The 25,613-nt window shown below is 65.0% G+C and carries 24 protein-coding genes; 18 read left to right on the top strand and 6 right to left on the bottom strand.

Going from position 1 to position 25,613, the window contains the following annotated elements:
- Positions 1 to 11: 11 nt before the first annotated feature.
- Positions 12 to 1,046: a S1C family serine protease gene (locus tag HV711_RS00665; protein WP_035476519.1), complete on the bottom strand. Its 1,035-nt coding sequence runs from the start codon at positions 1,044 to 1,046 to the stop codon at positions 12 to 14.
- 161 nt (positions 1,047 to 1,207) lie between these two features.
- Here HV711_RS00665 and HV711_RS00670 point away from each other — a divergent pair, with 161 nt between their 5' ends.
- Complete coding sequence (locus tag HV711_RS00670) at positions 1,208 to 1,624, top strand: VOC family protein (protein WP_028360611.1); 417 nt, start codon at positions 1,208 to 1,210, stop codon at positions 1,622 to 1,624.
- A gap of 141 nt (positions 1,625 to 1,765) precedes the next feature.
- On the top strand, positions 1,766 to 2,692 hold the full coding sequence (gene ppk2 / locus HV711_RS00675; protein ID WP_013590811.1) for a polyphosphate kinase 2: 927 nt from the start codon (positions 1,766 to 1,768) through the stop codon (positions 2,690 to 2,692).
- Positions 2,693 to 2,861: 169 nt separating this feature from the next.
- On the opposite strand, the gene HV711_RS00680 is transcribed toward ppk2, so the two are convergent.
- Entirely contained in the window at positions 2,862 to 4,448 is a 1,587-nt protein-coding gene (locus HV711_RS00680) for an inorganic phosphate transporter (protein WP_028360612.1), read from the bottom strand.
- A gap of 252 nt (positions 4,449 to 4,700) precedes the next feature.
- Between HV711_RS00680 and HV711_RS00685 the strand changes: the two genes are divergently transcribed.
- Positions 4,701 to 5,582 carry a CHAD domain-containing protein gene (locus HV711_RS00685; RefSeq protein WP_028360613.1) on the top strand — a complete coding sequence of 294 codons (882 nt, stop codon included), beginning with the start codon at positions 4,701 to 4,703 and terminating at the stop codon, positions 5,580 to 5,582.
- A 111-nt stretch (positions 5,583 to 5,693) separates the two neighbouring features.
- Complete coding sequence (locus HV711_RS00690; protein ID WP_035476623.1) at positions 5,694 to 7,274, top strand: GGDEF domain-containing protein; 1,581 nt, start codon at positions 5,694 to 5,696, stop codon at positions 7,272 to 7,274.
- A gap of 48 nt (positions 7,275 to 7,322) precedes the next feature.
- Here the strand turns inward: HV711_RS00690 and HV711_RS00695 are convergent, their stop codons facing one another.
- Positions 7,323 to 8,375, bottom strand: a complete 1,053-nt coding sequence (locus tag HV711_RS00695) for a VTT domain-containing protein (protein WP_035476516.1) — start codon at positions 8,373 to 8,375, stop codon at positions 7,323 to 7,325.
- 304 nt (positions 8,376 to 8,679) lie between these two features.
- Between HV711_RS00695 and HV711_RS00700 the strand changes: the two genes are divergently transcribed.
- Positions 8,680 to 9,585, top strand: coding sequence for a DMT family transporter (locus HV711_RS00700; RefSeq protein WP_028360616.1), 906 nt, complete (start codon positions 8,680 to 8,682; stop codon positions 9,583 to 9,585).
- An 83-nt stretch (positions 9,586 to 9,668) separates the two neighbouring features.
- Here the strand turns inward: HV711_RS00700 and folE are convergent, their stop codons facing one another.
- Positions 9,669 to 10,307, bottom strand: coding sequence for a GTP cyclohydrolase I FolE (gene folE, locus HV711_RS00705; protein WP_028360617.1), 639 nt, complete (start codon positions 10,305 to 10,307; stop codon positions 9,669 to 9,671).
- 124 nt (positions 10,308 to 10,431) lie between these two features.
- Entirely contained in the window at positions 10,432 to 11,361 is a 930-nt protein-coding gene (locus HV711_RS00710; protein ID WP_013590804.1) for a LysR family transcriptional regulator, read from the bottom strand.
- Positions 11,362 to 11,686: 325 nt separating this feature from the next.
- Here HV711_RS00710 and HV711_RS00715 point away from each other — a divergent pair, with 325 nt between their 5' ends.
- The 5 genes from HV711_RS00715 (at position 11,687) to pcaC (ending at position 15,766) form a co-directional block, all read left to right on the top strand.
- A complete protein-coding gene (locus tag HV711_RS00715; RefSeq protein WP_013590803.1) occupies positions 11,687 to 12,394 on the top strand; it encodes a 3-oxoacid CoA-transferase subunit A in 708 nt (235 codons plus the stop codon).
- A 13-nt stretch (positions 12,395 to 12,407) separates the two neighbouring features.
- Positions 12,408 to 13,067: a 3-oxoacid CoA-transferase subunit B gene (locus HV711_RS00720; protein ID WP_013590802.1), complete on the top strand. Its 660-nt coding sequence runs from the start codon at positions 12,408 to 12,410 to the stop codon at positions 13,065 to 13,067.
- Positions 13,068 to 13,200: 133 nt separating this feature from the next.
- Positions 13,201 to 14,580, top strand: a complete 1,380-nt coding sequence (locus tag HV711_RS00725; RefSeq protein ID WP_035476513.1) for a 3-carboxy-cis,cis-muconate cycloisomerase — start codon at positions 13,201 to 13,203, stop codon at positions 14,578 to 14,580.
- A 5-nt stretch (positions 14,581 to 14,585) separates the two neighbouring features.
- A complete protein-coding gene (gene pcaD, locus HV711_RS00730) occupies positions 14,586 to 15,377 on the top strand; it encodes a 3-oxoadipate enol-lactonase (protein WP_035476510.1) in 792 nt (263 codons plus the stop codon).
- Positions 15,374 to 15,766 (top strand): 4-carboxymuconolactone decarboxylase, encoded by a 393-nt coding sequence (gene pcaC, locus HV711_RS00735; RefSeq protein ID WP_013590799.1) that lies wholly within the window; start codon positions 15,374 to 15,376, stop codon positions 15,764 to 15,766. Before pcaD ends, pcaC begins: the two co-directional genes overlap by 4 nt.
- An 81-nt stretch (positions 15,767 to 15,847) precedes the next feature.
- On the opposite strand, the gene HV711_RS00740 is transcribed toward pcaC, so the two are convergent.
- Entirely contained in the window at positions 15,848 to 16,597 is a 750-nt protein-coding gene (locus HV711_RS00740; RefSeq protein ID WP_013590798.1) for a TetR family transcriptional regulator, read from the bottom strand.
- A gap of 399 nt (positions 16,598 to 16,996) precedes the next feature.
- Here HV711_RS00740 and HV711_RS00745 point away from each other — a divergent pair, with 399 nt between their 5' ends.
- The 8 genes from HV711_RS00745 (at position 16,997) to HV711_RS00780 (ending at position 25,593) form a co-directional block, all read left to right on the top strand.
- Positions 16,997 to 18,592, top strand: a complete 1,596-nt coding sequence (locus HV711_RS00745) for a hypothetical protein (protein ID WP_035476508.1) — start codon at positions 16,997 to 16,999, stop codon at positions 18,590 to 18,592.
- 21 nt (positions 18,593 to 18,613) lie between these two features.
- Positions 18,614 to 19,564 carry a UPF0280 family protein gene (locus tag HV711_RS00750; protein WP_035476505.1) on the top strand — a complete coding sequence of 317 codons (951 nt, stop codon included), beginning with the start codon at positions 18,614 to 18,616 and terminating at the stop codon, positions 19,562 to 19,564.
- Positions 19,540 to 20,130: an amino acid synthesis family protein gene (locus HV711_RS00755; RefSeq protein WP_035476504.1), complete on the top strand. Its 591-nt coding sequence runs from the start codon at positions 19,540 to 19,542 to the stop codon at positions 20,128 to 20,130. The genes HV711_RS00750 and HV711_RS00755 overlap by 25 nt, the downstream gene beginning before the upstream one ends.
- A 65-nt stretch (positions 20,131 to 20,195) precedes the next feature.
- Positions 20,196 to 20,780, top strand: coding sequence for an amino acid synthesis family protein (locus HV711_RS00760; protein WP_014972281.1), 585 nt, complete (start codon positions 20,196 to 20,198; stop codon positions 20,778 to 20,780).
- Between the two features lie 120 nt (positions 20,781 to 20,900).
- Positions 20,901 to 22,847 carry an ABC transporter permease gene (locus tag HV711_RS00765; RefSeq protein WP_014972280.1) on the top strand — a complete coding sequence of 649 codons (1,947 nt, stop codon included), beginning with the start codon at positions 20,901 to 20,903 and terminating at the stop codon, positions 22,845 to 22,847.
- Positions 22,844 to 23,653, top strand: a complete 810-nt coding sequence (locus HV711_RS00770; protein WP_014972279.1) for an ABC transporter ATP-binding protein — start codon at positions 22,844 to 22,846, stop codon at positions 23,651 to 23,653. Before HV711_RS00765 ends, HV711_RS00770 begins: the two co-directional genes overlap by 4 nt.
- Positions 23,650 to 24,363 carry an ABC transporter ATP-binding protein gene (locus tag HV711_RS00775; RefSeq protein WP_035476502.1) on the top strand — a complete coding sequence of 238 codons (714 nt, stop codon included), beginning with the start codon at positions 23,650 to 23,652 and terminating at the stop codon, positions 24,361 to 24,363. The genes HV711_RS00770 and HV711_RS00775 overlap by 4 nt, the downstream gene beginning before the upstream one ends.
- A 30-nt stretch (positions 24,364 to 24,393) precedes the next feature.
- Positions 24,394 to 25,593: an amidohydrolase family protein gene (locus HV711_RS00780; protein WP_028360627.1), complete on the top strand. Its 1,200-nt coding sequence runs from the start codon at positions 24,394 to 24,396 to the stop codon at positions 25,591 to 25,593.
- Positions 25,594 to 25,613: the final 20 nt, after the last annotated feature.

The raw sequence follows: 25,613 nt of genomic DNA on the forward strand, positions 1-25,613 counted from the left end.
TCGTGCGGAAATCAGCTGGTCTGTTCGACGGGCGTCACCGTCAGTTCGAGCCGCTGCGCGCCGCGCAGCACCGTCACGTTGACGGGCTTGTCGATGCGCGAGGCGTCGAGCGTGCGTTGCAGCGCATCCACATCCTGCACGGGTTGCGAGTCGACGGCGACGATGGTGTCGTCCGTGCGCAGACCGCCCGTCGCCGCCGGGCTGCCTTTGACGATTTCCATCACGTGCACGGCGCTTTGCGCGGTCAAGCCGAAATAGCGCTGCACGCGGCGCGACAGCGGCGTGGTCGTGCCCGCCACGCCGATATACGCGCGCCTCACGCGGCCGTGCGCGAAGATCTGCATGATCACCCACTTCGCGGTGTCGATTGCGGTGGCGAAGCAGATGGCCTGCGCGCCGGGAATAATCGCGGTGTTCACGCCGATGACCTGTCCCGCGGAATTGATCAGCGGGCCGCCCGAGTTGCCGGGATTGAGCGCGGCATCGGTCTGGATGACGTCGTAGATCATGCGGCCGGAATTCGAGCGCAGCGAGCGGCCGAGCGCCGACACGACGCCCGTGGTCACTGTTTGCGCGAGGCCGAGCGGATTGCCGACGGCGATGGCGATCTGTCCCACGCGCAGCTTCGACGAATCGCCGAGTTCGACGTGCGGCAGCGGCTCCGGCGAGCCGATGCGCAGTACGGCGAGATCGCTGCCGGGATCGTCGCCGACCAGATCGGCGTCGAATTTGGCGCCGTCGGCCAGCGTCACCTGAATATGCGTTGCGCCGTGCACGACGTGGCTATTGGTGAGCAGATAGCCGTCGGGCGTGAAGATAAAGCCCGAGCCGGTGCCGCCGCGCTCGCGGCCCGCTGCGGCGCCGGGCAGCCGGCGTTCGACGGAAATAAAGGCGACGGCCTGCTGCACGCGCTCGAGCGCGCCGATCACGGTGCGCGAGTAGGCGTCGAGCAGAGCGTCGTCGGATAGCGGGGTCAGGGGGGGCGGCCCGGGGGCGTCGGATGCGGCGCGCGACAGGTCATCGATGAAGCGTGGACGGCTTCCCATGGCGATGCTCCAGATAAACGGACCCGCAGATGCGGGGCGTGCGCGGCGTTTTCAAGGGTGAAGCGGCGCGCGCGTGGCGGATCGCGCTGTGTGAGACACTTTGCAATAGCAGATGATGAGCGAGCCATTCACGGCCCGTCACGCCACATCAGGGAGTCATCATGAACCCGTCCGCCACGTCTTCCGATGCTTCCGCAACGTCTTCCGGCACCGCGCCCGGCGAACCGCGGATCGAGTCGCTGAGCGCGATCACGCTTGCCACCGGCGACATGCGGCAAGCGGTGCGTTTCTACGAGGCCCTTGGTTTTCCGCTCAAGTTCGGCGGTGAAGAGGCTGATTTCACGTCGTTTGCGTTCGGCGGCGCATATCTGAACCTGATCGCCGACCCGCGGGCGCCGGTCAACTGGTGGGGGCGCGTGATCGTCTACGTATCGGATGTCGACGCGATTTATCGCAAGGCGCTGGCGGCGGGCTTCGCGCCGTCGTTCGCGCCGTCCGACGCGCCTTGGGGCGAGCGCTATTTTCACCTCACCGATCCGGATGGGCACGAACTCAGCTTCGCCAAACCGCTGCGCTAGCCGCGAGTGCCGGCGGGAAACTCGCTATCATGAAGCGGCTGAACGGTAACACGGCTGACACCGGACGCACCGATAATCGGGCGCGTCCGCGTCGCGCATACCGCCGCGCGCCCGATTATTTCCGTCGCCAGGAGAGCCGCAATGAAAGAGCAGGACCCGAGACCTGAGGCCGAGTTGCTGATCGAGCGGCAACGCCGTTTCGAGGAAGACCTGATCGACGCGTACGACGAGGAACTCGAAATGGAGGTCGACGACCGCATCCTCGACGGTCCGGAGGCCTTCACGCGCGAGCACCGCGAAGCACGCAAGATGTATTTCCGCGAGCTGTTCCGTTTGCAGGGCGAGCTCGTCAAGCTACAGGACTGGATCGTGCAGACGGGCCATCGGCTGGTGGTGATTTTCGAGGGACGCGATGCCGCGGGCAAGGGCGGCGCGATCAAGCGCATCACGCAGCGGCTCAATCCGCGTGTGTGCCGCGTCGCGGCGCTGCCGGCGCCGAACAATCGCGAGCGCACCCAATGGTATTTCCAGCGCTACGTCTCGCATCTGCCGGCGGGCGGCGAGATGGTGCTGTTCGATCGCAGCTGGTACAACCGCGCGGGCGTCGAACGTGTGATGAATTTCTGCACCGACGAGGAATACGAAGAGTTTTTCCGCTCCGTGCCCGAATTCGAAAAGATGCTGGTGCGCAGCGGCGTGCAGATCGTCAAGTACTGGTTCTCCATCACCGACGAGGAGCAGGAAATCCGCTTCCAGAACCGCATTCACGATCCGCTGAAGCAATGGAAGCTGAGCCCGATGGATCTGGAAAGCCGCCGCCGCTGGGAGGCTTACACGCAGGCAAAAGAGGTGATGCTGCAACGCTCGCACATTCCCGAGGCGCCCTGGTGGGTGGTGCAGGCGGTCGACAAGAAGCGCGCACGCCTGAACTGCATTCACCATCTGCTGAGTCAGGTGCCGTATCACGAGATCGAGCATCCACGTGTGGAATTGCCCGCGCGGGTTTATCACGACGAGTACAGCCGGCAGCCGGTGCCGGCTTCGATGATTGTGCCTGAGGTGTATTGAGCGGTATCGGTCAGCGCGAGCGGCGAAGCCGCCCGTGTTCGTCGGGCAGCAGCGCCGCAACTTGATCGACTCATGGTTTGAGTCGATTAGCGCCGCAATCGACTCAAACCGCATCGGACTCAAACCCTATCGACTTAGATGCCGCCCCTCGTCAAGCGCCGCTGACTCCTCAAAACACAGCCCGAAACAACCAGTACAACCCCGCCGCAAGCGCGATCGATGCGGGCAGCGTCAGCACCCACGCGAGCACCAGGCTGCGCACAGTCGCCCATTGCAAACCCGAGCCGTTGGCCGCCATGGTGCCGGCCACGCCTGAAGACAGCACATGCGTGGTCGAAACCGGCAGCCCATACATGTCGGCGGCGCCGATCGTCATCATTGCGACGAGTTCCGCCGAGGCGCCCTGTCCATACGTCAGGTGCTGCTTGCCGATCTTCTCGCCGACCGTCACGACGATACGCTTCCATCCGACCATTGTGCCCATGCCGAGCGCGATCGCCACCGCGACCTTGACCCACGTCGGAATGAATTTGGTCGCGTGATCCGTCTGCGCCTTGAAGTTCGTGATGGCTTTGGCGTCTTCCGGCGCGAAGGCCGGTTGCTTCGCCTTGTCCATCAGGCGAATCGCCTCCGATGCGACGTACATGTTGTTACGCACGTTATCGACAATGCCTTGCGGCACGGCGGCCATCGAGCCCGACGCACGAACCTGCTGCGCGATCAGGTCCGTCAACTGCTTCAACGCGGGCAAGGTGGCGGGCGTGAGCTGACGCGTGCGCACATAGGCCTCGACGTCGGCGCGCGGATTCGCCGACGGCGGCGCGCCGTTGGCATATCGCGCGAGTGCCGCGGAGGTTTGCTCGGCGACCGCCACGAAGGTCTGCGTTTCGGCGGGCGTGACGGCCTTGTTCAGCGCATAGGCTGTCGGCACCGTGCCGATCAGAATCAGCATGATGAGGCCCATGCCCTTCTGGCCGTCGTTCGAACCGTGGGCAAACGAGACGCCTGTGCACGTGAGGATCAGCAGACTGCGAATCCAGAACGGCGGCGGCTCCTTGCCTTTCGGCTCGGCGTAGAGCGCGGGAATGCGCACCACGGCTTTCAGGATCATCAGCAACAGGCCGGCCGCGAGAAAGCCCACGAGCGGCGAAAACAGCAACGACTTGCCGACGCCGAGCGCCTGGTTCCAGTCCACGCCGCTCGTGCCGTTTACGCCATGCATCAGCTGGTTCATCAGGCCCACGCCGATGATCGAGCCGATCAGCGTATGCGAGCTCGACGACGGCAGGCCGAAATACCATGTGCCGAGGTTCCAGATGATCGCCGCGATCAGCAGCGCGAACACCATCGCAAAGCCGGCGCTGCTGCCGACTTGCAGAATCAGTTCGACCGGCAGCAGTTGCAGGATGCCGAACGCGACTGCGCCACTGGAGGTCAGCACACCGAGAAAATTCCATGCGCCCGACCACACCACCGCCAGATTCGGCGCGAGAGAATGCGTGTAGATGACGGTCGCGACCGCATTCGCGGTATCGTGAAAGCCGTTGACAAACTCGAATCCGAGGGCGATCAGAAGCGCGACGCCGAGCAGCAGATACGGCAGGATCGAGCCTTCGCGCACGGGTTGCAGATCGCCCACCAGTTGCATGCTGCAATAGCCGATGCCGACTACGATCACGGCGAGGAAAATCACGAGGCCGAGGTTGCGCCCCTTGCCACTTACCCCGCTGGATTGCGGGTACGAAAGTTCCGGCATGACGTGTGCCCCTGGAGAAATGTCGCGGAACTTCCGATCCTGCGGGGGGCGTGTGTCGGTACGATGACAGCCGTAAGCCGCTTTCCGCCAGGCGGATTCTTCGCTTGGGCGCGTGGCGGCCCGCGCCTCGATTTTGCCGCCCTCAGGCAACCTTCATGAAGCCTTCATGTGGCCTTCCTGCAGGCTTCTTGCAGCGAACGGGAATCTTTTTTGCTACTCTGGAAAGATGCGCAGCACTTTCCAGGAGTCTCGATGAAGCGTGACGGTCACAGGGAAAGTCGTAAGACGGACGGCGGCAGCTCGCCCGCCGGTTCCAATCCGCCCGAGCCCACGGCCCAGGCCGCTTTCGCGTCGTATGCGGCGCCGCTCGTGAGCGACGCGATCGCGTACGCCAATGCGGTGCGCGACGATCCCTCGCCGGAAGCGTTGCACAAGCTGCGGGTTTCGCTGCGCCGTTTGCGCTCGTTGTGGTGGGCGTTCGCGCCGCTTCTGGAGAAAGGCGAAAACACGCGGCAACGCGCGCTCTACAAATATCTTGCGAATGCGGCGGGAAAAACGCGTGACTGGGACATCCTGATCGAGCTGATCCGGCATGAAGACGTGGCCGCCAACAGCTTGACCCCCACGCTCGAGGAAGCGCGCGGCAACGCGCTCACAACCAGCCGCGAGACGCTGACCAACGCAGACGTCAAGCACCTGCTTCGCGAAGCGCTGACAAGCGCATCCACCGACATCAACACGGCACAGGAACGGGTGCCGCTGCACAAGTTCGCGAGCAAGCGGGTGGCCGCGTCGGAGCGGTCGCTGATGAAGCGCGCGAAGCGCGCCCGCCGCGCCAGGCGCTCGAACTACGCGGCCTTTCATGACGTAAGGAAAGCCGGCAAAAAGCTGCGCTATCTGCTGGAATTTTTCGAGCCGGTGTTAGGCGGCAGCCACAAGCGCACGCTCAAGCGTCTGAAGCAGGTGCAAAAACGTTTCGGCGCGCTAAACGATATCGTCGCGAGTGAAATGCTGCTGCGCGACAACGCAAGTCTGCTCGCCGGGTCGGGCGACACCGAGGGCGTGCTGAACTGGTTTCACAAGGAGCGCAAACGCCGCATGCGTTCGGCCGCCGGACTGCTGCGCAAGCTGTGACGCGTGAAGGCGGCGGGGCACGCGGCAGACAAAGCGCGCGCCTGTCAATAACACGGGATGGCGGTCCGCACGCCTTGCTGCGGACCCGCTGGCAAGGGAGGCAACGCGCAGGTGGCACATCGAGCGCAATCGCAGGGGCGCCGCTGGCGCAGGAATGTGCGGCATGCAGGAGCCGGCGTCGCACGTTATGTGGGCAATCATCCGGTGCTGGCCGGTCTCGCCGGCACGCTCGTGGCCTTCGCCATGGCGGGTCTCACGCTGCTGACGCTCTTCAATGGCCGGACCGACGCGCTCGACCATGCGCGCGAAACCTCGCAGAACCTCGTGTCGACTGTGTCCGGCGACCTCGAAAGGAACGTCGAGATCTACGCGCTTTCGTTGCAGGCAATGGTGGACGGCGCCGAGCATCACCTGAGCGCGGGCCTGCCGCCCAACGTGCAGCGAGCGGTGCTGTTCGACCGCGCGACGACGGCCGCTTATCTCGGCGGCGCGTATATCGTCGGCGCGAAGGGCGAGGTGATCGCCTCGCAAAGCGGCGAGATCAACGCGAACGTTTTCTTCGCCGACCGCGACTATTTCGTCGTTCATCAGCGCAATCCGGCAGTGGGGCTTTACCTGTCGCATCCATTCCGCTCGCGTGTGCGCGACGGCAAGTTGTCGATAGGGCTCACGCGGCGCATCAACGACGAGCACGGCCGCTTTGCCGGCGTCGCGCTGCTCGCGATCCGCATCGAATATTTCCAGCGACTGCTGGAGCGCATTAGCGTCGGCAAGCGGGGCTCGGTGTTCATCGCGATGGACGACGGCACGCTGATCGCGCGCACGCCCTATTCGCCGCGCGATATCGGCGCGAGCATTGCCCGGTCGCCGACCTTCATCCGCATGGCCGCGCAGGGCGCCGGCTCGTACGTGGCGAGTTCCGCAGTCGACGGCGTGCAGCGCATGTACACGTACGCGCACGTGTCCGGCACGCCGCTGATCGCGGTCGTTGCGCCCGCCGTCGACGACGTGCTCGCGCCGTGGCGGCACCGCGCCCTGATCAGCGGCGCCTTGACGCTTACGTTCGGCGCGGTGTTCGTGGTGGTCTCGTGGCTGCTCGCGTTTGCCTTGCGCGGCAAACTGCAGGCGCAGGCCGCACTGACGCGTCTTGCCGCCACCGACCCGCTGACCGGACTCGGCAACCGCCGCGTGCTCGACAAGCGCCTCGACGAGGAATGGCGGCGCGCGCGGCGCACGGGCCAGCCGCTGTCGGCGCTGTTCATCGATATCGATCATTTCAAGCGCTTTAACGACACCTATGGCCATGCAAGCGGCGACGAGGCACTGAGCGCGGTAGCCGAATGCATTGCGACGACGGTGCGTCGCGCGGTGGACGTGGTCGCGCGCTACGGCGGCGAGGAGTTTGCGGTGATCCTGCCGGATACGTCGGCGGACGGCGCGCTCGCGGTCGCGGAAAAAATTCGCCGCAGGGTGCAGACGCACGACATCCTGCATCGCGGCGACGGCAGCCCGACGGTCACGGTGAGCGTGGGTTGCGCGACGAGCGTGCCGGCGCAAGGCGAGAACGCACTCGATCTGCTAGCCGCCGCGGACCGTCAGCTCTACCTCGCCAAGGCGGCCGGACGCAATCGCGTGGCCGGCGGGCAGGTGGCGGCGGGCTCCGAGGCGCAGGATTCGCCGTCCCAGGCGTGATCGAAAGCGGGACTGACAGGCCGCTACAAACATGCAGCCCTCACGTCCTCACGCGCCAGCGCCGGCGCGGCTGCGCGGCGCGAAACCGCGCAGTGTCACGGCGTTACCCGCGTCGCCGGCGGATTCGGCGAGTGAGTGCGCGAGCGTCCCCGAGCCTGTGTCGTCCGTCAGCAGCAGGCCAACCGGAAAGCCCCGCCGCTGCCACGCCTCCAACCCGCCGTGCAGCGCGCGAATCCGCGTATAGCCGTAGTTGCGCATGCGCACGCTGATCTCGGCGGCGGTCGCGCTGTCGGGACATACGCAGTAGATCACGCTGTCGTAGGTGCGCAGCGCGAGGTCGAGTTGGTCCGGCGAGTGCGGGTCGAGTGCGAGCGCACCGGGAATCGGCGAGGCGGGCTCGCGCGCTACGCTCTGCGGGCGGGCGTCGAGCACCTTGGGCGTTGCCTCGCGACCGGGAGCGCGCAGCGAGGCTCGTGCGCTGGCGGCGTCGGCGGCCGCATGACGGCGTGCGCGCCGCTGCTGCACGAGCCGGTACACGAGATACAGCAATGCCGCGGCGATCAGCAGGTCGATCACCGTGCCGCCGCGCGCGCGGACGAACGCAAACAGCATGTGCAACTGCCGCTCCGCCGCCGCGCCGCCGAGCAGCCAGAAGGTGGCCCACGCCGTCGCGCCGGTGAGGTCCCAGATCGCATAGATGCGGGCATCGACTGCTGTCGTCCCCATCAGCGGCGGGGTGACGAGTCCGAGGCCGGGCACGAACTTCGAGATCGACACGAGCGGCACGCCGAAGCGCTCGAAGAGGGTGCGCGCCTGTTCGACGCGGGCATCGACCGCAGGCAGCATCTGGCCGAGCACGCCGATCAGCTTGCGGCCATACAGACGGCCGGCGGTGAACCAGACGCCGTCGCCGATCAGCGCGCCGAGCACGGCCGCGCACAGCACCGGCCAGAACGACAGGGTGCCCGCCGCAATCGCAGAACCGGCGAACAGCAGCACGGGGACGGCGGGGATCGGCACGCCGAGGCGCGTCAACAGCACGTTGACGAAGACGAACGCGCCGCCCCATGTGGCAACCGCCGACGACGGAAACTCGACCAATTGAGCGGCTCCTCTGTTTCTTTCGCGCTTGTTTCCCGTTTCGTTCCCGCCTGTTTTCTCGCTTGTTTCCCGCTTTTCCCCGCTTGTTTCCGTTTCTTACTGGCAAGCGGGCTGCGCCGGCGTGGCCGGCCGCCGGGTTCGCTCACGCAAAGTCCGTTCCCGTGGTGCCTCGCGCCCTGTGGCATTCAGGATACTCGATGGACCGCGAGCCGGGCCACCGCGCGAGCGCCTGCAATTTCGTTCAAGACCTCGCTCTGCCGCCTGCCTAATCTGCGTCCTGTTCCCTTTGTCTCGGAGATGCACGATGAACTCACGGTATGTCGGCTATATCTGCTGTGCGCTCGCCATGATCGGCGTGGGCAGCACGGTGGTGGTGAGCAGGTCCATTGCCGCCGGATTGCCGCCGTTCAGCGCGACGGCGCTGCGTTTCGCGATTGCCTTCCCACTGTTCCTACTCGTGATGCGCCGGCGCGGCGTGCGCTGGCCGCGCCTCGATCCGCGCGACACGGCGCTCGTGATCGCGCAGGCCGCGGCGGGCAGCGTCGGTTATACGGTGCTGCTGATCAGCGGCATGAAGCTGGCCTCGGCAGGCGATGCAGGCGTGATCGCCGGCACCTTGCCCGCGGTTTCGGCGATGGTGGCCATCGTGGCGCTGGGCGAGCGTCCGTCGGCCGCGCTGCTCGGCGCGATTGTTCTCGCCACGGCGGGTGTGCTCGCGTGCACCGTGCACCCGGGTGGGAGCGCCGCGCCGCACGGAGGCGGCTCCGTGGGCGGCAACCTGCTGGTGTTTGCAGCGATTGTCTGCGAGGCGCTTTTCATTCTGCTGAACCGCAAGCTGCGCACGCCGGTCGCGCCGCTGCCGCTCTCCGCGCTGATGTGCGGGATCGGCCTCGCGGTGTGCATCGTGCCGGCCTGTTTCGAGCAGCCCTGGAACATGCCGCTCGACGCCGGTGCGCTCACCGGCGTGCTCTATTACGCGCTGATCCCGACCGTAGCCGGCTTTGTTCTCTGGTATGAAGGGGCGGCGCGCGTGAGCGGCGCTGAAGCAGGGCTCATGACAGCGCTCGTGCCCGTCAGTGCGTTGGCGCTCGCCGCGCTGCTGCTGCACGAGCGGATCAGTGCGGCGCAGCTTGCGGGCGTGGCGTGCGTGCTGGGTGCCGTGATGCTCGCGACGTTCGGGCAGATGTTCGGCACGCGCAAGGTCACGTAATGGCGAGCCGAAGCGCAGGGCCTGAGAAGCACGCGCAGTACACGCCGCGAACTCGCCTGTGCGCTGTGCTCCGTGCTGTTCGCTCAGGTGTTCGGCACGGCGACCGCGCCGGGGTTGCCGACAATCGACAGGAATTCGCGGCGCGTGGACGGGTCCGTGCGAAACGTGCCGAGCATGCGCGAGGTGACCATCGTCACGCCGGCCTTGTGCACGCCGCGCGTGGACATGCACTGATGCGCGGCCTCCAGAATCACGCCGACGCCCGCCGGTTGCAGCACCTCGTTAAGCGTATCGGCGATCTGCACGGTCATCTTTTCCTGAATCTGCAGACGCTTCGCGAACGCGTCGACGAGGCGCGCCAGCTTCGAAATACCGACCACGCGATGCCCCGGCAGATACGCAACGTGCGCGCGGCCGATGATCGGCACCATGTGATGCTCGCAATAGCTTTCGAAGCGGATGTCCTTCAGCACGATCATCTCGTCGTAACCGTCCACTTCCGAGAACGTGCGGGCGAGGATGTCGCGCGGATCGACCTGATAGCCGGCAAAGAACTCTTCATAGGCGCGCACCACGCGCGCCGGCGTGTCGACGAGACCCTCGCGCTCCGGGTTGTCGCCGGCCCAACGCAGCAGCACGCGCACGGCGGCTTCCGCTTCTTCGCGGCTCGGACGGCCGTCGGCGGCCACGGGCGGGGTGTTTTCTCTTTTGCTGCTGGTCATCCGTCGCTCCTGCGGAATCGCGCGTCGGCCCTGAGGGAGCGCGCGGGTTCATGAGTACAGTCATTGTTCCATGTTTACGCCGGCCCGTGCCGATGCCCCTTCGGGCGGCACGGGGCTGACGATTTCATTTCGGCCATTCGTCGAGCGCGTCGTTGAACAGCCCGGCCACCACGCCGCGCAGCCAGGTGCCGCGCGGATCGTTATGAAACTTGCGATGCCAGTGCTGCCGCAAATCGAAGCGCGGCAACGGCAACGGCGGCTCGACGAGCGTGATCGACGCATGCTCGGACACATACGCGAAGCCGATGGCATGCGGCACCGTGGCGATCAGATCCGTACGCGCAAGGATGAACGGCAGACTCATGAAGTGCGGCGTCTCCAATACCGCGCGTCGCTTGATGCGCTTTTTCACGAGGTACTGTTCGAGGACTTCCTGGCTGCGTCCTTCGGCGCGCACGACCGCATGTCCCGACGCCACGAACTGCGCGAGCGTGAGCGGCGCCCGCGAGAGCGGATGACCCGCGCGCATCAGGCAAATGAAGCGGTGCGTGAAGAGCCGCTGCTGAAAGAAGTTGTTGCCCGCCAGGTCCGGAAAGTAACCGACCGCGAGATCCACGTCGCCGGATTCGAGCCCGCGTTCCACATGCGAGGGCGGCAGCGACACCGAGCGCAGGTTGGCATGCGGCGCGCGCTCGGCGAAAAGCTGCAGGAGCCGCGGCAAGAAGACGATTTCGCCGACATCGGAGAGCGCGATCGAAAAGGTATGCGTGCTGGTCTGCGGGTCGAAGTCCTGCACGTCGAGCATGCCTTTTTCGATTCGCAGAAGCGCGTCGCGCGCGGCGGGCAGGATCGCGAGCGCGCGCGGCGTGGGCTCCATGCCTTTGGACGTGCGCACGAACAGCGGGTCGTCGAAATACTCGCGCAGCCGGCCAAGCGCCGTGCTCACGCGCGGCTGGCTCACGCCCAACTGCTCGGCCGCGCGGCTCACGTTGCGGGTGTCCTCCATCGCCACGAGATAGGGGATCAGGTTCAAATCGAGCGTGTTGTCCGACATGGGTTCTACGACGAGGGCCGCGAGGCGCTATTCGATATAGCGATAAAGCATAGCGGAAGAATCGCGAGGTGCGATAGTGAGGTTTCTTGCTCTTCTTTGCATTGAGCCGGAAACGGCGCTGCGGGACAGCCACGCGGCGCGCGGCCCGTTGTCCGGGAACCTATCATTAAGGGAAAGTCCGCGCCTTGACAATGCAGTGCAAGCGCAACCATAATCGCCGAATCGTTCGCTAATCGAATCAGTGTTCGTTATACGAACAAATGAGCGAACAAATCAGCGAACAAACCGGCGGTGAGCCGACCGGCGCCTCTCAAGGAAATTCGACATGATCAACAAGATTTTCGAGTCACTTCAAGCGGCCGTCGCCGACGTCCACGACGGCGCGACCGTCATGATCGGCGGCTTCGGCACGGCCGGCATGCCGTCGGAACTCATCGACGCGCTGATCGAGCAGGGCGCGCGCGAGCTCACCATCGTCAACAACAATGCCGGCAACGGCGACATCGGCCTCGCCGCGCTGTTAAAGGCGAAGCGCGTGCGCAAGATCATCTGTTCGTTCCCGCGCCAAACCGATTCGTATGTGTTCGACGCGCTTTATCGCGCCGGCGAAATCGAGCTCGAACTCGTGCCGCAGGGCAATCTGGCCGAGCGCATCCGCGCGGCGGGCGCGGGCATCGGCGGATTTTTCACGCCGACGGGCTACGGCACGAAGCTCGCCGAAGGCAAGGAAACTCGTCTGATCGACGGCAGGCATTACGTGCTGGAGTCGCCGCTGCATGCGGATTTCGCGCTGATCAAGGCATATAAGGGCGACCGCTGGGGCAACCTCGTTTATCGCAAGACGGCGCGCAACTTCGGGCCGATCATGGCAAGTGCGGCCAAGACGGCCATCGTGCAGGTGTCGGAAGTCGTGCCGCTCGGCGCGCTCGACCCGGAAAACATCGTGACGCCGGGTATTTTCGTGCAGCGCGTGATCGAAGTGCCGCAAGCCGCCCATGCCCCGCAAGCCAATCCGCGCGACGCCGCTGCCTGAACCGGAGACCGACATGAAGAAACTCACCCGCGATGAAATGGCCAAGCGCGTCGCCCAGGATATCCCCGAAGGCGCGTATGTGAACCTCGGTATCGGCGTGCCGACGCTCGTGGCGAACCACCTCGCCGCTGACAAGGAAATCTTCCTGCACAGCGAAAACGGTCTGCTCGGCATGGGCCCGGCGCCCGCCAAAGGCGAGGAAGACGACGAACTGATCAACGCCGGCAAGCAGCATGTCACGCTGCTCACGGGCGGCGCGTTTTTCCATCACGCCGATTCGTTCGCGATGATGCGCGGCGGCCACCTCGACTTCTGCGTGCTGGGCGCATTCCAGGTGTCGGCAAAGGGCGACCTCGCGAACTGGCACACCGGCGCGCCGGATGCCATTCCCGCGGTGGGCGGCGCCATGGACCTCGCGATCGGCGCCAAGCAGGTCTACGTGATGATGGAGCATCTGACCAAGCAGGGCGAAAGCAAGATCACCGCCGAGTGCACGTATCCGGTCACGGGCGTCGGTTGCGTCGACCGCATCTATACGGACCTGGCGATGATCGACGTGACGGAAGAGGGTCTCGTCGTGCGCGAAATTTTCTCCGACATCGACTTCGACGCCTTGCTGAAACTCACGGGCGTGCCGCTGATCGACGGTACCCAAGCCGCGCGGGCGGCGTGAGCGCGCTGTAGCGCATACTGATGCGCGCGCAGGCCGGTGCAGGGGGGCGCGCCGCGGTTCGCATGCCGCGGCGCGCCGCGCATTGCCGCGCGCAGTGCTACATTCATCAGAATCATCGATCATCGAAGTCATCATGCTCGACTCCAGCGGCCGGCTGACCGGCCTTCTCTGCGGCACGCAGCCGATGAACGACATCTGGTCGCCGCGCGCCACGCTGCAACGCATGCTGGACGTGGAAGCGGCGCTCGCGCGCGCTTCGGCAACGCATCGCGTCATTCCTGCGGCGGCCGTGCCCGCCATCGAGGCAGCCTGCCATGCCGATCAGCTCGACGCGGACGCGCTCGCGCGCGACGCGGCGCTCGGCGGCAATCTCGCGATTCCTCTCGTCAAGCAGCTCACCGCGCGCGTGAAAGCCGCCGACGCGGAAGCGTCGAAATACGTGCATTGGGGCGCGACGAGCCAGGACATTATCGACACCGCGACGGTGCTGCAACTGCGCGACACGTTCAATCTGCTCGACAGCGGTTTGCAAGCCGCGTGCAATGCCGTCGCGAAGCTCGCGTCCACGCATCGCGCGACGCCGATGATCGGCCGCACGTGGCTGCAGCAGGCGCTGCCTATCACGCTCGGCCTCAAGTTCGCGCAATGGCTCGACGCGTTGCTGCGCCACCGCGAAAGGCTCGACGCATTGCGCGAACGGGCGCTCGTGCTGCAATTCGGCGGCGCGGCCGGCACGCTCGCGAGTCTGCGCGAGGCCGCGCCGCAGGTTACCGACGCGCTCGCGCAGGAACTCGGCCTCGCTGTGCCCACGTTGCCGTGGCACACGCAGCGCGACCGCATTGCGGAGACGGCGGCGTTTTTCGGCATGCTGATCGGCACGCTCGGCAAGATCGCACGCGACATTTCGCTGCAGATGCAAACCGAAATCGACGAACTGGCTGAACCCGCGGCGGCGGGCAAGGGCGGATCGTCGACCATGCCGCATAAGCGCAATCCGGTCGGCTGCGCAGCCGTGCTCACGGCAGCCACCCGCGCGCCGGGGCTCGTCGCCACCGTCTTCGCGGGCATGGTGCAGGAACACGAGCGGGCGCTCGGCGGCTGGCAGGCCGAATGGGACGCGTTGCCCGACCTTGCGCGCCTCGCGGGCGGCGCGCTCGCCAACATCGAACAGATCGCGGGCGGCCTCAATGTGAACGTGGCGCGGCTTGCCGCGAATCTCGACGTCACGCACGGCCTGATTCTCGGCGAGGCGGTGATGCTCGCGCTCGGCGATCGCATCGGCCGGCTGGATGCGCATCATCTCGTCGAGCGCGCGTCGAAAGCGGCGATCAGCCAGGGGCAGACGCTTTTCGACGTGCTCGCTGCCGACCCGGCCGTGACCGCACATCTTTCTCGCGAGCGCCTGAAGCAACTGCTCGATCCTGCTCAATACGTCGGCCAAGCGCACGCTTATGTGGATGCGGCGCTGGCGCTTCATTCCGTGCGTTCGCAGCGCACCCTCTCGAAGGAGTAACCGGCATGCCTTACGCCGCAGTCAACGGCACCGAGCTTCACTATCGAATCGACGGCGATCGCCACGGCAACGCGCCGTGGGTGATTCTGTCGAACTCGCTCGGCAGCGATCTTTCCATGTGGACGCCGCAAGTCGCGGCCCTGTCGAAGCAATTCCGCGTGCTGCGCTACGACACACGCGGTCACGGCCATTCCGAAGCGCCCAAGGGACCGTACACGATCGACCAGCTGGCGGGCGACGTGCTCGGCCTGATGGATACGCTCAAGATCGCGCGCGCGAATTTCTGCGGCGTCTCGATGGGCGGACTTACCGGCGTCGCGTTGGCCGCCCGCCATGCGAGCCGCTTCGAGCGCGTGGTGCTTGCGAACACCGCGGCGCGCATCGGCTCGCCGGAGGTTTGGGTGCCGCGCGCCGCACGCGCCCGCACGGAAGGCATGGTGGCACTCGCCGACGCCGTGTTGCCGCGCTGGTTCACCGCCGACTACATCGAGCGTGAGCCGGTGGTGCTCGCCATGATCCGCGACGTGTTCGTGCACACGGACAAGGAAGGTTATGCGTCGAACTGCAATGCAATCGACGCCACCGACCTGCGCCCCGAAACGCACGGCATCAAGCTGCCGGTGCTCGTGATCAGCGGCACGCACGACGTCGCCGCCACGCCCGCGCAAGGGCGCGAACTGGCCCAGGCGATTCCGGGCGCGCGCTACGTCGAACTGGACGCCTCGCATATTTCCAACATCGAGAAGGCCGATGCTTTCACGAAGGCAGTCATCGACTTTTTCACGGAGTCCAAATGAACGACGAAGACCGCTACGAAGCCGGCCTCGGCGTGCGCCGCGCGGTGCTGGGCGATGCGCATGTCGACCGCTCGCTTGCCAATCGCACTGAACTGACGGAAGAGTTCCAGAACTTCATCACCCGTTATGCGTGGGGCGAAGTCTGGACGCGCGACGGCTTGCCGCGACATACGCGCAGTCTTCTCACCATTGCGATGATGGTTGCGCTCAATCGCAGCGAAGAACTCGCGCTGCACCTGCGCGCTGCGAAAAACAACGGCGTGACGCGCGAGCAGATCAAGGAAGTGCTGCTGCAAACCGCGATTTATTGCGGCGTGCCGGCGGCGAACTCGGCCTTTCATCTCGCCGATAAACTGTTTCGCGAGGACGATGCCGCGGCGAAGCCTTGAGTGGTTCGCTCGAATGCTTCGCTCTCCATAACGAGGTCATGCCGACACAACGCGCGCCCGTGATACACGGCGCGCGTTTTTTTATATCGCGCGGTCTTCCAATGCGCGGCCTTTCGCGCCGGCGTGTGCATTGGCGGCGTCATGGCCGACCATTGCATCGACATCAACCGGCAATTGCAGCCGCACCGCGCGCAATACCGTATCTTTGATCACTTCGCGCCAATGCGCGAGCGCCGCCTTGTCCATCAGCGGTTCGCCTAGAAACGCGCCCAACGTGTACTGGTTCGCGTTATAAAAATAGCCGAGCGACGCAATCAGCAGATACACGTCGCGCGCCTGGATGTCGGCGCGAAACACGCGCTGTGCCTTACCCGCATCGAGCAGCTTCTGCACGACGGAAATCGCATAGCCGGAAATCTCCTTCAGCTTCGACGACTTCTTTGCATGCTTGCCCTGATGCAGATTTTCGCTCGAGAGCAGCGTGACGAACTCGGGGTGGTCGAGGTAGTACTGCCAGACGAATTCGACCATCTGCTCCAGACCGCGCACCGGATTGTCCAAGTCGAGGTCGAGCCTGCTCTCCGCTTCATTGAATTGCGTGTAGATCGTCTCCAGCACTTCGACGAATAGCTGCTCCTTGCTGCCGAAGTAGTAGTAGATCATCCGGTCGTGCGAGCGCGCGGCCTTGGAGATGCTTTCCACACGGCCGCTCGCATAGCCCTGTTTGGCGAAGACCTTGATTGCCGCTTTCAGAATCTTGGCGCGCGTGTCCTGCGCCTGTTTGGCGCGGATGCCGGTGGCGCCCGGCTTGCGGGCGGCGGTGGGACTCATGGCGGTCTTTATCTCTTCGTTAGCGTGGTTGAACGGCCTCGACTCCCGCGCAGCCGTTCACGCGGGAATGCGGGTGTCCTCATCATACAGCGCGGGTTGCCTACTGCCGAGTCTCTTTCGAGCGCTGCGCGGCGCGCCGCTTCGGCGTAAATTAAGGCAGCGCGGCAAGCCGGACGAGCCGTCGAATGCGGCGCCGCACCATCTGCCCGTGCACGGGAAACTCATTGCGCTGTCTATTTTGATCGGGTAGATTTCAAGCAAGTTTGGTGTAGCGAATACTACACGAACGGTGAGTGCCCGCAACATGGAAATGTGCGAGTCACGCGAAAACCCCCATAAACAAGGGCTTTTCGGCAGCCGGGCTGGACCGATTGTAATGTCGTCGTATGGAACCCCGCCATGACAGAACATACGAAGGTCGATTTCGGTGCGGACAGCGTCGACGGCGAAATCGCCTCGACGCCGGGTCCCACCGTGCTCGAGAAGGCGGCGCCGCGCAACGACCGCATGGCGTCGAACAAGATCGAATGCAATGCCTGCCCGGTGCTATGCCAGATATCGGAAGGGCGCACCGGCGCGTGCGACCGTTATGCGAATGCGAGCGGACGGCTGATTCGTGTCGACCCCGTGGTGTTTCTCTCGAACGCCAGTTCGCGTTCCGATAGCACGGACGCGCTGGTTGATTTCGGCGCGTCGTCCGCGGCGCAGGAGCCGGCTTCTGAAGAAGCGCTCTTCGTGACCGGCGTGGGCGCATCGTCCACTTATCCCGACTACAAGCCCGCGCCTTTTATCGTTGCTTCGAAGCGCGACGACGTCGACATGGTCACGGTCGTCACGGAAGGCATCTTCAGCTATTGCAGTTTCAAGGTCAAAATCGACACCGACCGCTTTCTCGGACCCGAACAGGCGAACGTGCGGTGCCACGGTGAAATTGTCGGCCACGTGACCACTGCTGAATACGGCTCGCAAATGCTGAGTCTCGGCGGCGTGCATCATCTCACGGGCGGCAGCAAGAAAGAAGGACGCGTGACGTGCGACATGATGCTCGCGCTCGGCAACAAGCAGGCAGTGGAGCTCAGCATAGACGGCGGCGCGAGCCTCGTGATTCGCGCGGGCGCGGCACCGGTCGTCGATGGTGTCGAAGAGCAGCGCATGCGCGTGGGCTGCGGTTCGGCGACCATCGGCATCTTCGCCAAACAATGGTTCGGCCATGCAGATGAAGTCGTCGTGGTCGACGATCACATCACCGGCGTGCTGACCGAGCATCAGGCGGGGCGCTGCCTCGGCATGACGCGCTCGGGCATCAAGATTCGCGGACGCAAGTCGACGCCCGGCCGCTATTTTCAAGTGGCGAATCCGGGCACCGGCTGGGGCGGCACGGATATTCAGGACCCCGTTACGATTATCGAAGGCTTCGATCCTGCCGTCGCGAAGCCTGGCCTGCGTCTTCTGATGGTGTCGACCACCGGCGAGCACGCGCAGTGGTATGAACTCGATCGAGACCTCGTACCGCGCATTGCGCCGATGCCGGACGCCGTGCGTCGCACGGTGGAGCGTATCGGCGAAAACTGCGAACCTTCGCTTGCCACGGTGCTGTTTCTCGGCGGCGCGGGCGGTAGTCTGCGTGCGGGCGCGACCGAAAACCCGGTGCTGCTCACGCGGGCGATCAAGCAGAAACTCGTGAATGTGACCTCCGGCGGCGCGCCGGCATATGTGTGGCCAGGCGGCGGCATCACCGTGATGGTCGACGTATCGCGCATGCCTGACAGGTCGTTCGGCACAGTCCCCACGCCGGCAATCGTCGCGCCCATCGAATTCACCATGACTTACGACGCCTATCGCGATCTCGGCGGCCACCTGGATGCGGTGCGATCATTGGAGAAGGTGCTGGCGAGCGGCCCGGAGCATACGGAAGGCGCGCCGCTCGCGCGCCGCACCTTGGCGCGCAATCCCGACAATCCATGGCCGCCGGCCATGCCGCCCATGCTCGGCTAGGCGCCAGGCGCACAGGAAGCGATGAATCCGACCCGCACCCGTCTCGACGCGACGCGCTGGCATTGGCAGCACGGCCCGATCGATCTCATTCTGAGCGCCGAGGGCGATCCCGACGTGCTGCAAGCTGCGTATGAAGCGTGCTGGACGCGCTTCGTCGGCGTACTGCCCGAACTGGTAAGTGAGTTGAAGCTGCTGCGGGAACCATTGCGCGCACAGGCGGCTGTCGGCGAATGTCCGCTGCGAGGCGACGTGGCACGGCGCATGTGGTCGGCGTGTCATCCGCATCGCGCGCGCTTTATCACGCCGATGGCGGCCGTTGCCGGCAGTGTCGCCGATGAACTGATCGGCGCGTTCAAACGTGAAGGCATTTCGCGCGCGTACATCAACAATGGCGGCGACATTGCGTTTCATCTGAGCGAAGGGCGGCAGTTTCGCGTTGGCGTGTTTGCCGACCTCGCGCAAGCGCTGCCGGCAATGCGCATGGCAAAGAGCGGCGCTACACTCGACGCCGACCTGACGCTCGACGCAAGCTTGCCCATTCGCGGCATCGCGACGAGCGGCTGGCGCGGCCGCAGTTTCAGTCTCGGTATTGCCGACAGCGTGACCGTGCTCGCTCGCGACGCGGCCAGCGCCGACGCTGCCGCGACGATGATCGCGAACGCGGTGGACCTCGACCACGCCGGCATCGTGCGCGCGCCGGCTTCGTCGCTGAAAGACGATACGGACCTGGGCGACCGGCTCGTGACCGTGGATGTCCCCGCGCTGCCGCAGCCGCTTGTCGACTTCGCGCTGGCACGCGGCGTCGCGGCCGCGCGGCGTTTGCAGGATCATGGTTTGATAGAAGGCGCCGCATTATTTTTGCAAGGGCGCGCGCGGATCGCCGGCCTGCACGACACAGAAAGCGCGTTGCTCAGCCTGCATCGCGCGCACTCAACAACGGAGGCTTCGTGTTCGAAATACGCCGCGTGCTGACGCACGTCGAAGACATCTTTCACGAGTTCGGGCCCGCACCGGCACAGCCGCTTAGACGCGGCGCGATTGCCGCCGTCATGACGAACCCGTTCGCCGGCCGTTACGAGGCCAGCATCGAGCACGCCATGGAAGCGCTCAAGCCCATCGGCTTCGATATGGCGCAACGGCTGCTCGCCGCGATGGCGGTTCCCCATGCGTCGATAGAAAGCTACGGCAAGGGCGCGATTGTGGGCGCGCGCGGCGAGCTCGAACACGGCGCGTTGTGGCATGTTCCTGGCGGCTATGCGATGCGCGAACTGCTCGAAAAGAACGGCGTGCCGACCAACGCGATCGTGCCGTCGACGAAAAAAGTCGGGGCGCCGTCCACCGCGCTAGACGTGCCGCTCACGCATGTCAATGCGAGCTACGTGCGCAGCCACTTCGACGCGATCGAAGTGCGCGTGCCGGGCGCGCCCGCTGCCGACGAAGTGGTCTACATTCTCGCGATGAGCACGGGGCAGCGCGTGCATGCCCGTGTCGGCGGCCTCGCCAAGGAGGCGATTGTGGGCAAGGACGGCTTGCGCTAAGACGCGCTCAAAGGCTTCAAACCCGCTGGACGTGACGACAGAAACATCGAAATTCGGAGAGCGAAATGGCAATCAGGCTTCGCAAGCTGGTCGTGCAAGTGGACGAAACGCGCATTGAGATGGGCCAGAACGTCGATCCGCCCGCGCGTCGCGCGGTGGCGATCGCCGTAATCGAAAACCCATATGCGGGCCGCTACGAAGCGAAGCTCGACGCGCTGATCGACGCCGGCGAGGAACTCGGCGCGTTGCTCGGCAAGCGCTGCGTCGAGGCGCTCGGTATCGAGCCGGGCGAAGCGCAGAGCTACGGTAAGGCGGCGATTGTCGGCGAAGCAGGGGAACTGGAGCACGCGGCGGCGATCTTGCATCCGAAGCTCGGCGCGCCGCTGCGCGCGGCGGTCGAGAAGGGCGCCGCGCTCGTGCCGTCCGCGAAAAAGATGGGCACGCTCGGCACGGCGATCGACGTGCCGCTCGGCCACAAGGACGCCGCGTATGTGCGCAGTCATTTCGATGCGATCGAGGCGCGCGTGTCGGACGCGCCGCGCGCCAATGAGATTGTCGTGGCGGTCGCGGTGACGGCCGCGGGCCGGCCATTGCCACGCATCGGCGGATTGCAGGCAAACGAGATCAAGGGCGAGGATGGATTGCGCTGAGAGGCGCATGCATTTGTTTGACGAGTCCCCATCAGGGATTTGTTTCAGGTAGTGTGCTGCCGTTGATGCGTGCGAGCACGGTGCCGCACGCGCTGCAACGTCTGCAGGCCGAGGGTCTCGATGCTTTCGAATTTGCTGGTACAACTGGTCAACGGACTCGCCGACGCGTCGACGCTCTTTCTCGTCGCCGCGGGTTTGTCGCTGATCTTCGGCGTGACGCGCATCGTCAATTTCGCGCACGGCTCGTTCTACATGTTCGGCATCTATATTGCGTACAGCATCGCGAGCCGCTTTGGGCATACAGCCGGGGGCTTCTGGCTTTCCGTGCTGGCGGCCGCGCTCATTGTCGCGGTGCTCGGCGCACTGGTCGAAGTCGTTGTTCTGCGGCGCATTTATCAGGCGCCTGAGCTTTTCCATTTGCTTGCCACGTTTGCGCTCGTGTTGATCTTTCGCGATGCCGCGCTCTGGCTGTGGGGCCCGGAAGATCTGTTCGGGCCGCGCGCGCCGCATCTGGCGGGCGCCGTCGATTTCCTCGGCCATCCGCTGCCGACCTACGACATCGCATTGATCGTGATCGGCCCGGTGGTGTTGCTGCTGCTCTGGTATGCGTTGACGCGCACGCGCTGGGGCACGCTCGTGCGCGCCGCGACGCAGGACCGCGAGATGCTCGGCGCGCTCGGCATCAACCAGGCGTGGCTGTTCACCGGCGTGTTTTTCGTCGGCGCATTTCTCGCGGGTCTCGGCGGCGCACTGCAGGGCCCGCGTATGTCCGCCAATCTCTCGCTCGATCTGGAGACGATCGGCAATGCGTTCGTGGTCGTCGTGGTCGGGGGCATGGGCTCGATTCCGGGTGCGTTCGTCGCCGCGCTGATCATCGCTGAGATCAAGGCGCTGTGCATCGGCATTGGACATGTGAGCATTTTCGGTGTCGGCCTCTCGCTCAGCCGCTTTACGCTGGTTGCCGAATTCGTCGTGATGGCGGTGGTGCTCGTCGTGCGGCCGTGGGGTCTGCTCGGCCGCGCGAGCGCCGCGGTGCGCGGCATGGCGGCGCCCGACACGCCCTTGCGTCCCGCCGGCAAGCGCTTGAAATGGCTGGCCGCGATTGCGCTGCTGGTTCTGCTGCTTGCACCGCTGACGGCCAATGCATTCCCGTACATGCCGGTGCTGCTGGTGGAAATCCTGATCGCCGTGCTGTTCGCGACGAGCCTGCATTTCATCATGGGCCCGGGCGGCATGCACTCGTTTGGCCACGCGGCGTACTTCGGGCTCGGCGCCTATGGAGCCGCGCTCTTTCTCAAAGTGCTGAATCTGCCGATGGAAGCGGCACTGCTGCTGGCCCCGCTTCTCGCAGTCGGCGGCGCGCTGGTGTTCGGCTGGTTCTGCGTGCGTCTGTCCGGCGTCTATCTCGCGATGCTGACGCTCGCGTTCGCGCAGATCGTCTGGTCGGTCGTTTTCCAATGGGACGATGTGACGGGCGGCAGCAACGGCATTCTCGGTTTGTGGCCGGCGGACTGGCTGTCGTCGCCAGTGGCGTTTTACTACCTGACGCTCGCGTGCGCCGTTCTCGGCGTGTGGCTCTTGCGGCGCATGCTGTTTTCGCCGCTGGGTTACGCGATGCGCGCGTCGCGCGATTCGGTGCTGCGCGCGGAGGCGATCGGTATCGACGTGAAGCGCGTGCAGTGGGCGTCGTTCGTGATTGCGTCGCTGTTCTGCGGGCTCGCCGGCTCGTTGTATGCGTTCTCCAAGGGCACGATCTCGCCGGAAGTGATCAGCGTGAGCCGTTCCGTCGACGGCCTCGTGATGGTGCTGCTCGGCGGCTTGCAGACGCTGACCGGGCCGATTGTCGGCGCCGCCGTTTTCACGTGGCTGCAGGACACGGTCGCGCGGCAGACCGATTATTGGCAGGCGCTGCTCGGCCTCGCGATTCTGTTGCTGGTGATCGCGTTTCCGCAAGGCATTGTCGGGTTTATCCGCGACCGTTTCGGCGACGACACCCGCGAAAAAGACAACCCGGAGAACACCGCAACACCGGCTTCGCAACGCACGGCGATCAAGGAGGGGCTATGAGCTTGCTGCAAGTGTCCGGCCTCTCCAAATCGTTCGGGGGCCTGAAGGCTGTCGACGACGTCTCGTTCACGCTCGAAGCCGGCCAGCTTCTCGCGCTGCTCGGCCCGAACGGCGCGGGCAAATCGACCTGCTTCAACATGGTCAACGGACAGTTGCCGCCTTCGTCGGGCTCGATCCGCTTCGACGGACACGAGCTCGTCGGCAAGCGTCCGCGCGAGATCTGGCGGCTCGGCGTGGGCCGCACTTTTCAGATTGCCGCCACCTTCAATTCGATGACGGTGCTCGAAAACGTGCAGATGGCTCTTGTGTCTCGCGAGCGGAAAACCTTCGGCCTATGGAAGCCCGCAGGTTCGCGCTACGCCGATGAAGCGTTCGCACTGCTTGAACAGGTCGGCATGGCCGCCGACGCAAACCGTTCATGCGGCGTGCTCGCGTATGGCGACGTCAAGCGCGTCGAACTTGCCATTGCGCTCGCCAACCGACCCAAGCTGCTTTTAATGGACGAACCCACTGCCGGCATGGCGCCGAAGGAGCGCAACGAATTGATGGCGCTGACGAGACGGCTCGTCACCGAGCAGCAAATCGGCGTGCTATTCACGGAGCACAGCATGGATGTGGTGTTCGCCTACGCCGACCGCATGATCGTGCTCGCGCGCGGCAAGCTGATTGCGGAGGGCGACGGCGACGCGATCCGCAACGATCCGCGCGTGCAGCAAGTGTATTTCGGCACCGGCAAGACGTTTCAGCCGCACGCGGCGCTGCACGGCACGGCCGGCGGCCAGACTGGCGAAGGAGTCCTGCAATGAGCGAGCCGATGCTGAAAGTCGCGGGCCTCAACGCGTTTTACGGCCGCGCGCATATTCTGTTCGACGTCGGTCTCGAAGTGGGGCGCGGCGAAGTCGTCGCATTGATGGGCCGCAATGGCGCCGGCAAATCGACCACGATGAAGGCGGTCATGGGCCTGCTGCCGCGCCGCCGCGGCGAGGTGACGTTTCGCGGACAGAACATCGCCGCGCTGCCGCCGTACAAGATTGCGCGCATGGGCATGGGCTTCGTTCCCGAAGACCGGCGCGTGTTCGCGGACCTGACGGTGATGGAAAACCTCGACACGGGCCGACAGCCGCCGCGCGAAGGCGCACCGCAATGGACGCCGGAGAAATTGTTCAGGCTGTTCCCGAATCTCGGCGAAATGCCGAAGCGCCCCGGCGGCCAGATGAGCGGCGGCGAGCAGCAGATGCTGACCGTGTCGCGCACGCTGATGGGCAACCCCTACTTGGTGCTGCTGGACGAACCGTCGGAAGGTGTCGCGCCGGTGATCGTCGAACAGATGGCCAATATGATTCTCGAGTTGAAGCGCGAGGGTCTGTCTATTCTGTTGTCCGAACAGAATTTGCATTTCGCCGAGCTGGTAAGCGACCGCGCGTATGTCCTCGAAAAAGGGCAGATCCGCTTTAGCGGCACCATCGGCGAGCTGGCGAAGAACGAAACAGTGAGGCGCGCTTATTTGAGCGTGTGATCGAACCGTCGTTGCGAAAAGGAGAGGCAGATGGCAGCAGAGACGTTGACAGGCTTGTCGGGCAAGGTCGCGGTAACGAACATCGGCCTGCTGTTATCTGGCGACATCGACCAGCCGATTCTCGACGCCAATACGCTCGTGATCGACGACGGCGTGATCGTCGCCGTCGGCAACGAAAAGGACTGCGACCTGGAAGGCGCTCGGACCACGGTCGATTGCAAAGGCACCACGGTGGCGCCGGGCCTCATCGACTCGCACGTGCATCCGGTATTCGGCGACTGGACGCCGCGTCAGAATCAGCTCGGCTGGATCGAATCGAATCTGAATGGCGGCGTGACGACGATGATCTCGGCCGGCGAAGTGCATTTACCTGGCCGTCCGAAAGATGTGCTCGGTGTGAAGGCGCTGGCGATCACCGCGCAGCGTTCGTTCGAGGGCATGCGCGGCGCGGGCGTGGGTGGTGGCGTCAAGGTCATGGCGGGCGCGCCGGTCATCGAAAAAGGCATGGTGGAGGAGGACTTCAAGGAGCTGTCGGAAGCGGGTGTGAAGCTGCTCGGCGAAGTGGGCCTCGGCAGCGTGAAAGCGGGCGAGGAAGCCGCGCAGATGGTCGCGTGGGCGCGCAAATACGGCATTCAGAGCACGATTCACACGGGCGGTCCGTCGATTCCGGGCTCGGGGCTGATCGACCGCGACGTGGTACTCGCCGCCGACGCGGACGTGATCGGCCATATCAACGGCGGCCACACGTCGCTCTCTTACCGCCACGTTTGCGACTTGTGCGAGCAGTCGAGCCGTGCGCTTGAAATCGTCCATAACGGCAACGAACGCATTGCGTTGCTGACGGCGCGTCATGCGATCGAACTCAAATGCCCGCACCGCATCATTCTCGGCACCGACAGCCCCGCGGGTTCCGGCGTGCAGCCGCTCGGCATTCTGCGCATGATCGCGCTCATTTCCAGTCTCGCCGACGTGCCCGCGGAAATCGCCTTCTGCTTTGCGACCGGCAACACCGCGCGGCAACGCAACCTTTGCCAGGGGCTGATCGAAGTGGGCCGTCCCGCCGATCTGGTGTTCATGGACCGCGCGCAGCATACGGCGGCGGACACGCTGCTCGAAAGCGTGCAACTGGGCGATATTCCCGGCGTCGGCATGGTGATGATCGACGGCTTGATCCGTTGCCGGCGCAGCCGCAACACGCCGCCCGCGACCGAAGTGCCGGTGGTGCTATGAAGGCGCCTCGCACGGTACGG

The sequence above is a fragment of the Paraburkholderia phenoliruptrix genome (assembly GCF_902859825.1).
In the GTDB taxonomy this organism is placed as follows: Bacteria; Pseudomonadota; Gammaproteobacteria; order Burkholderiales; family Burkholderiaceae; genus Paraburkholderia; species Paraburkholderia phenoliruptrix.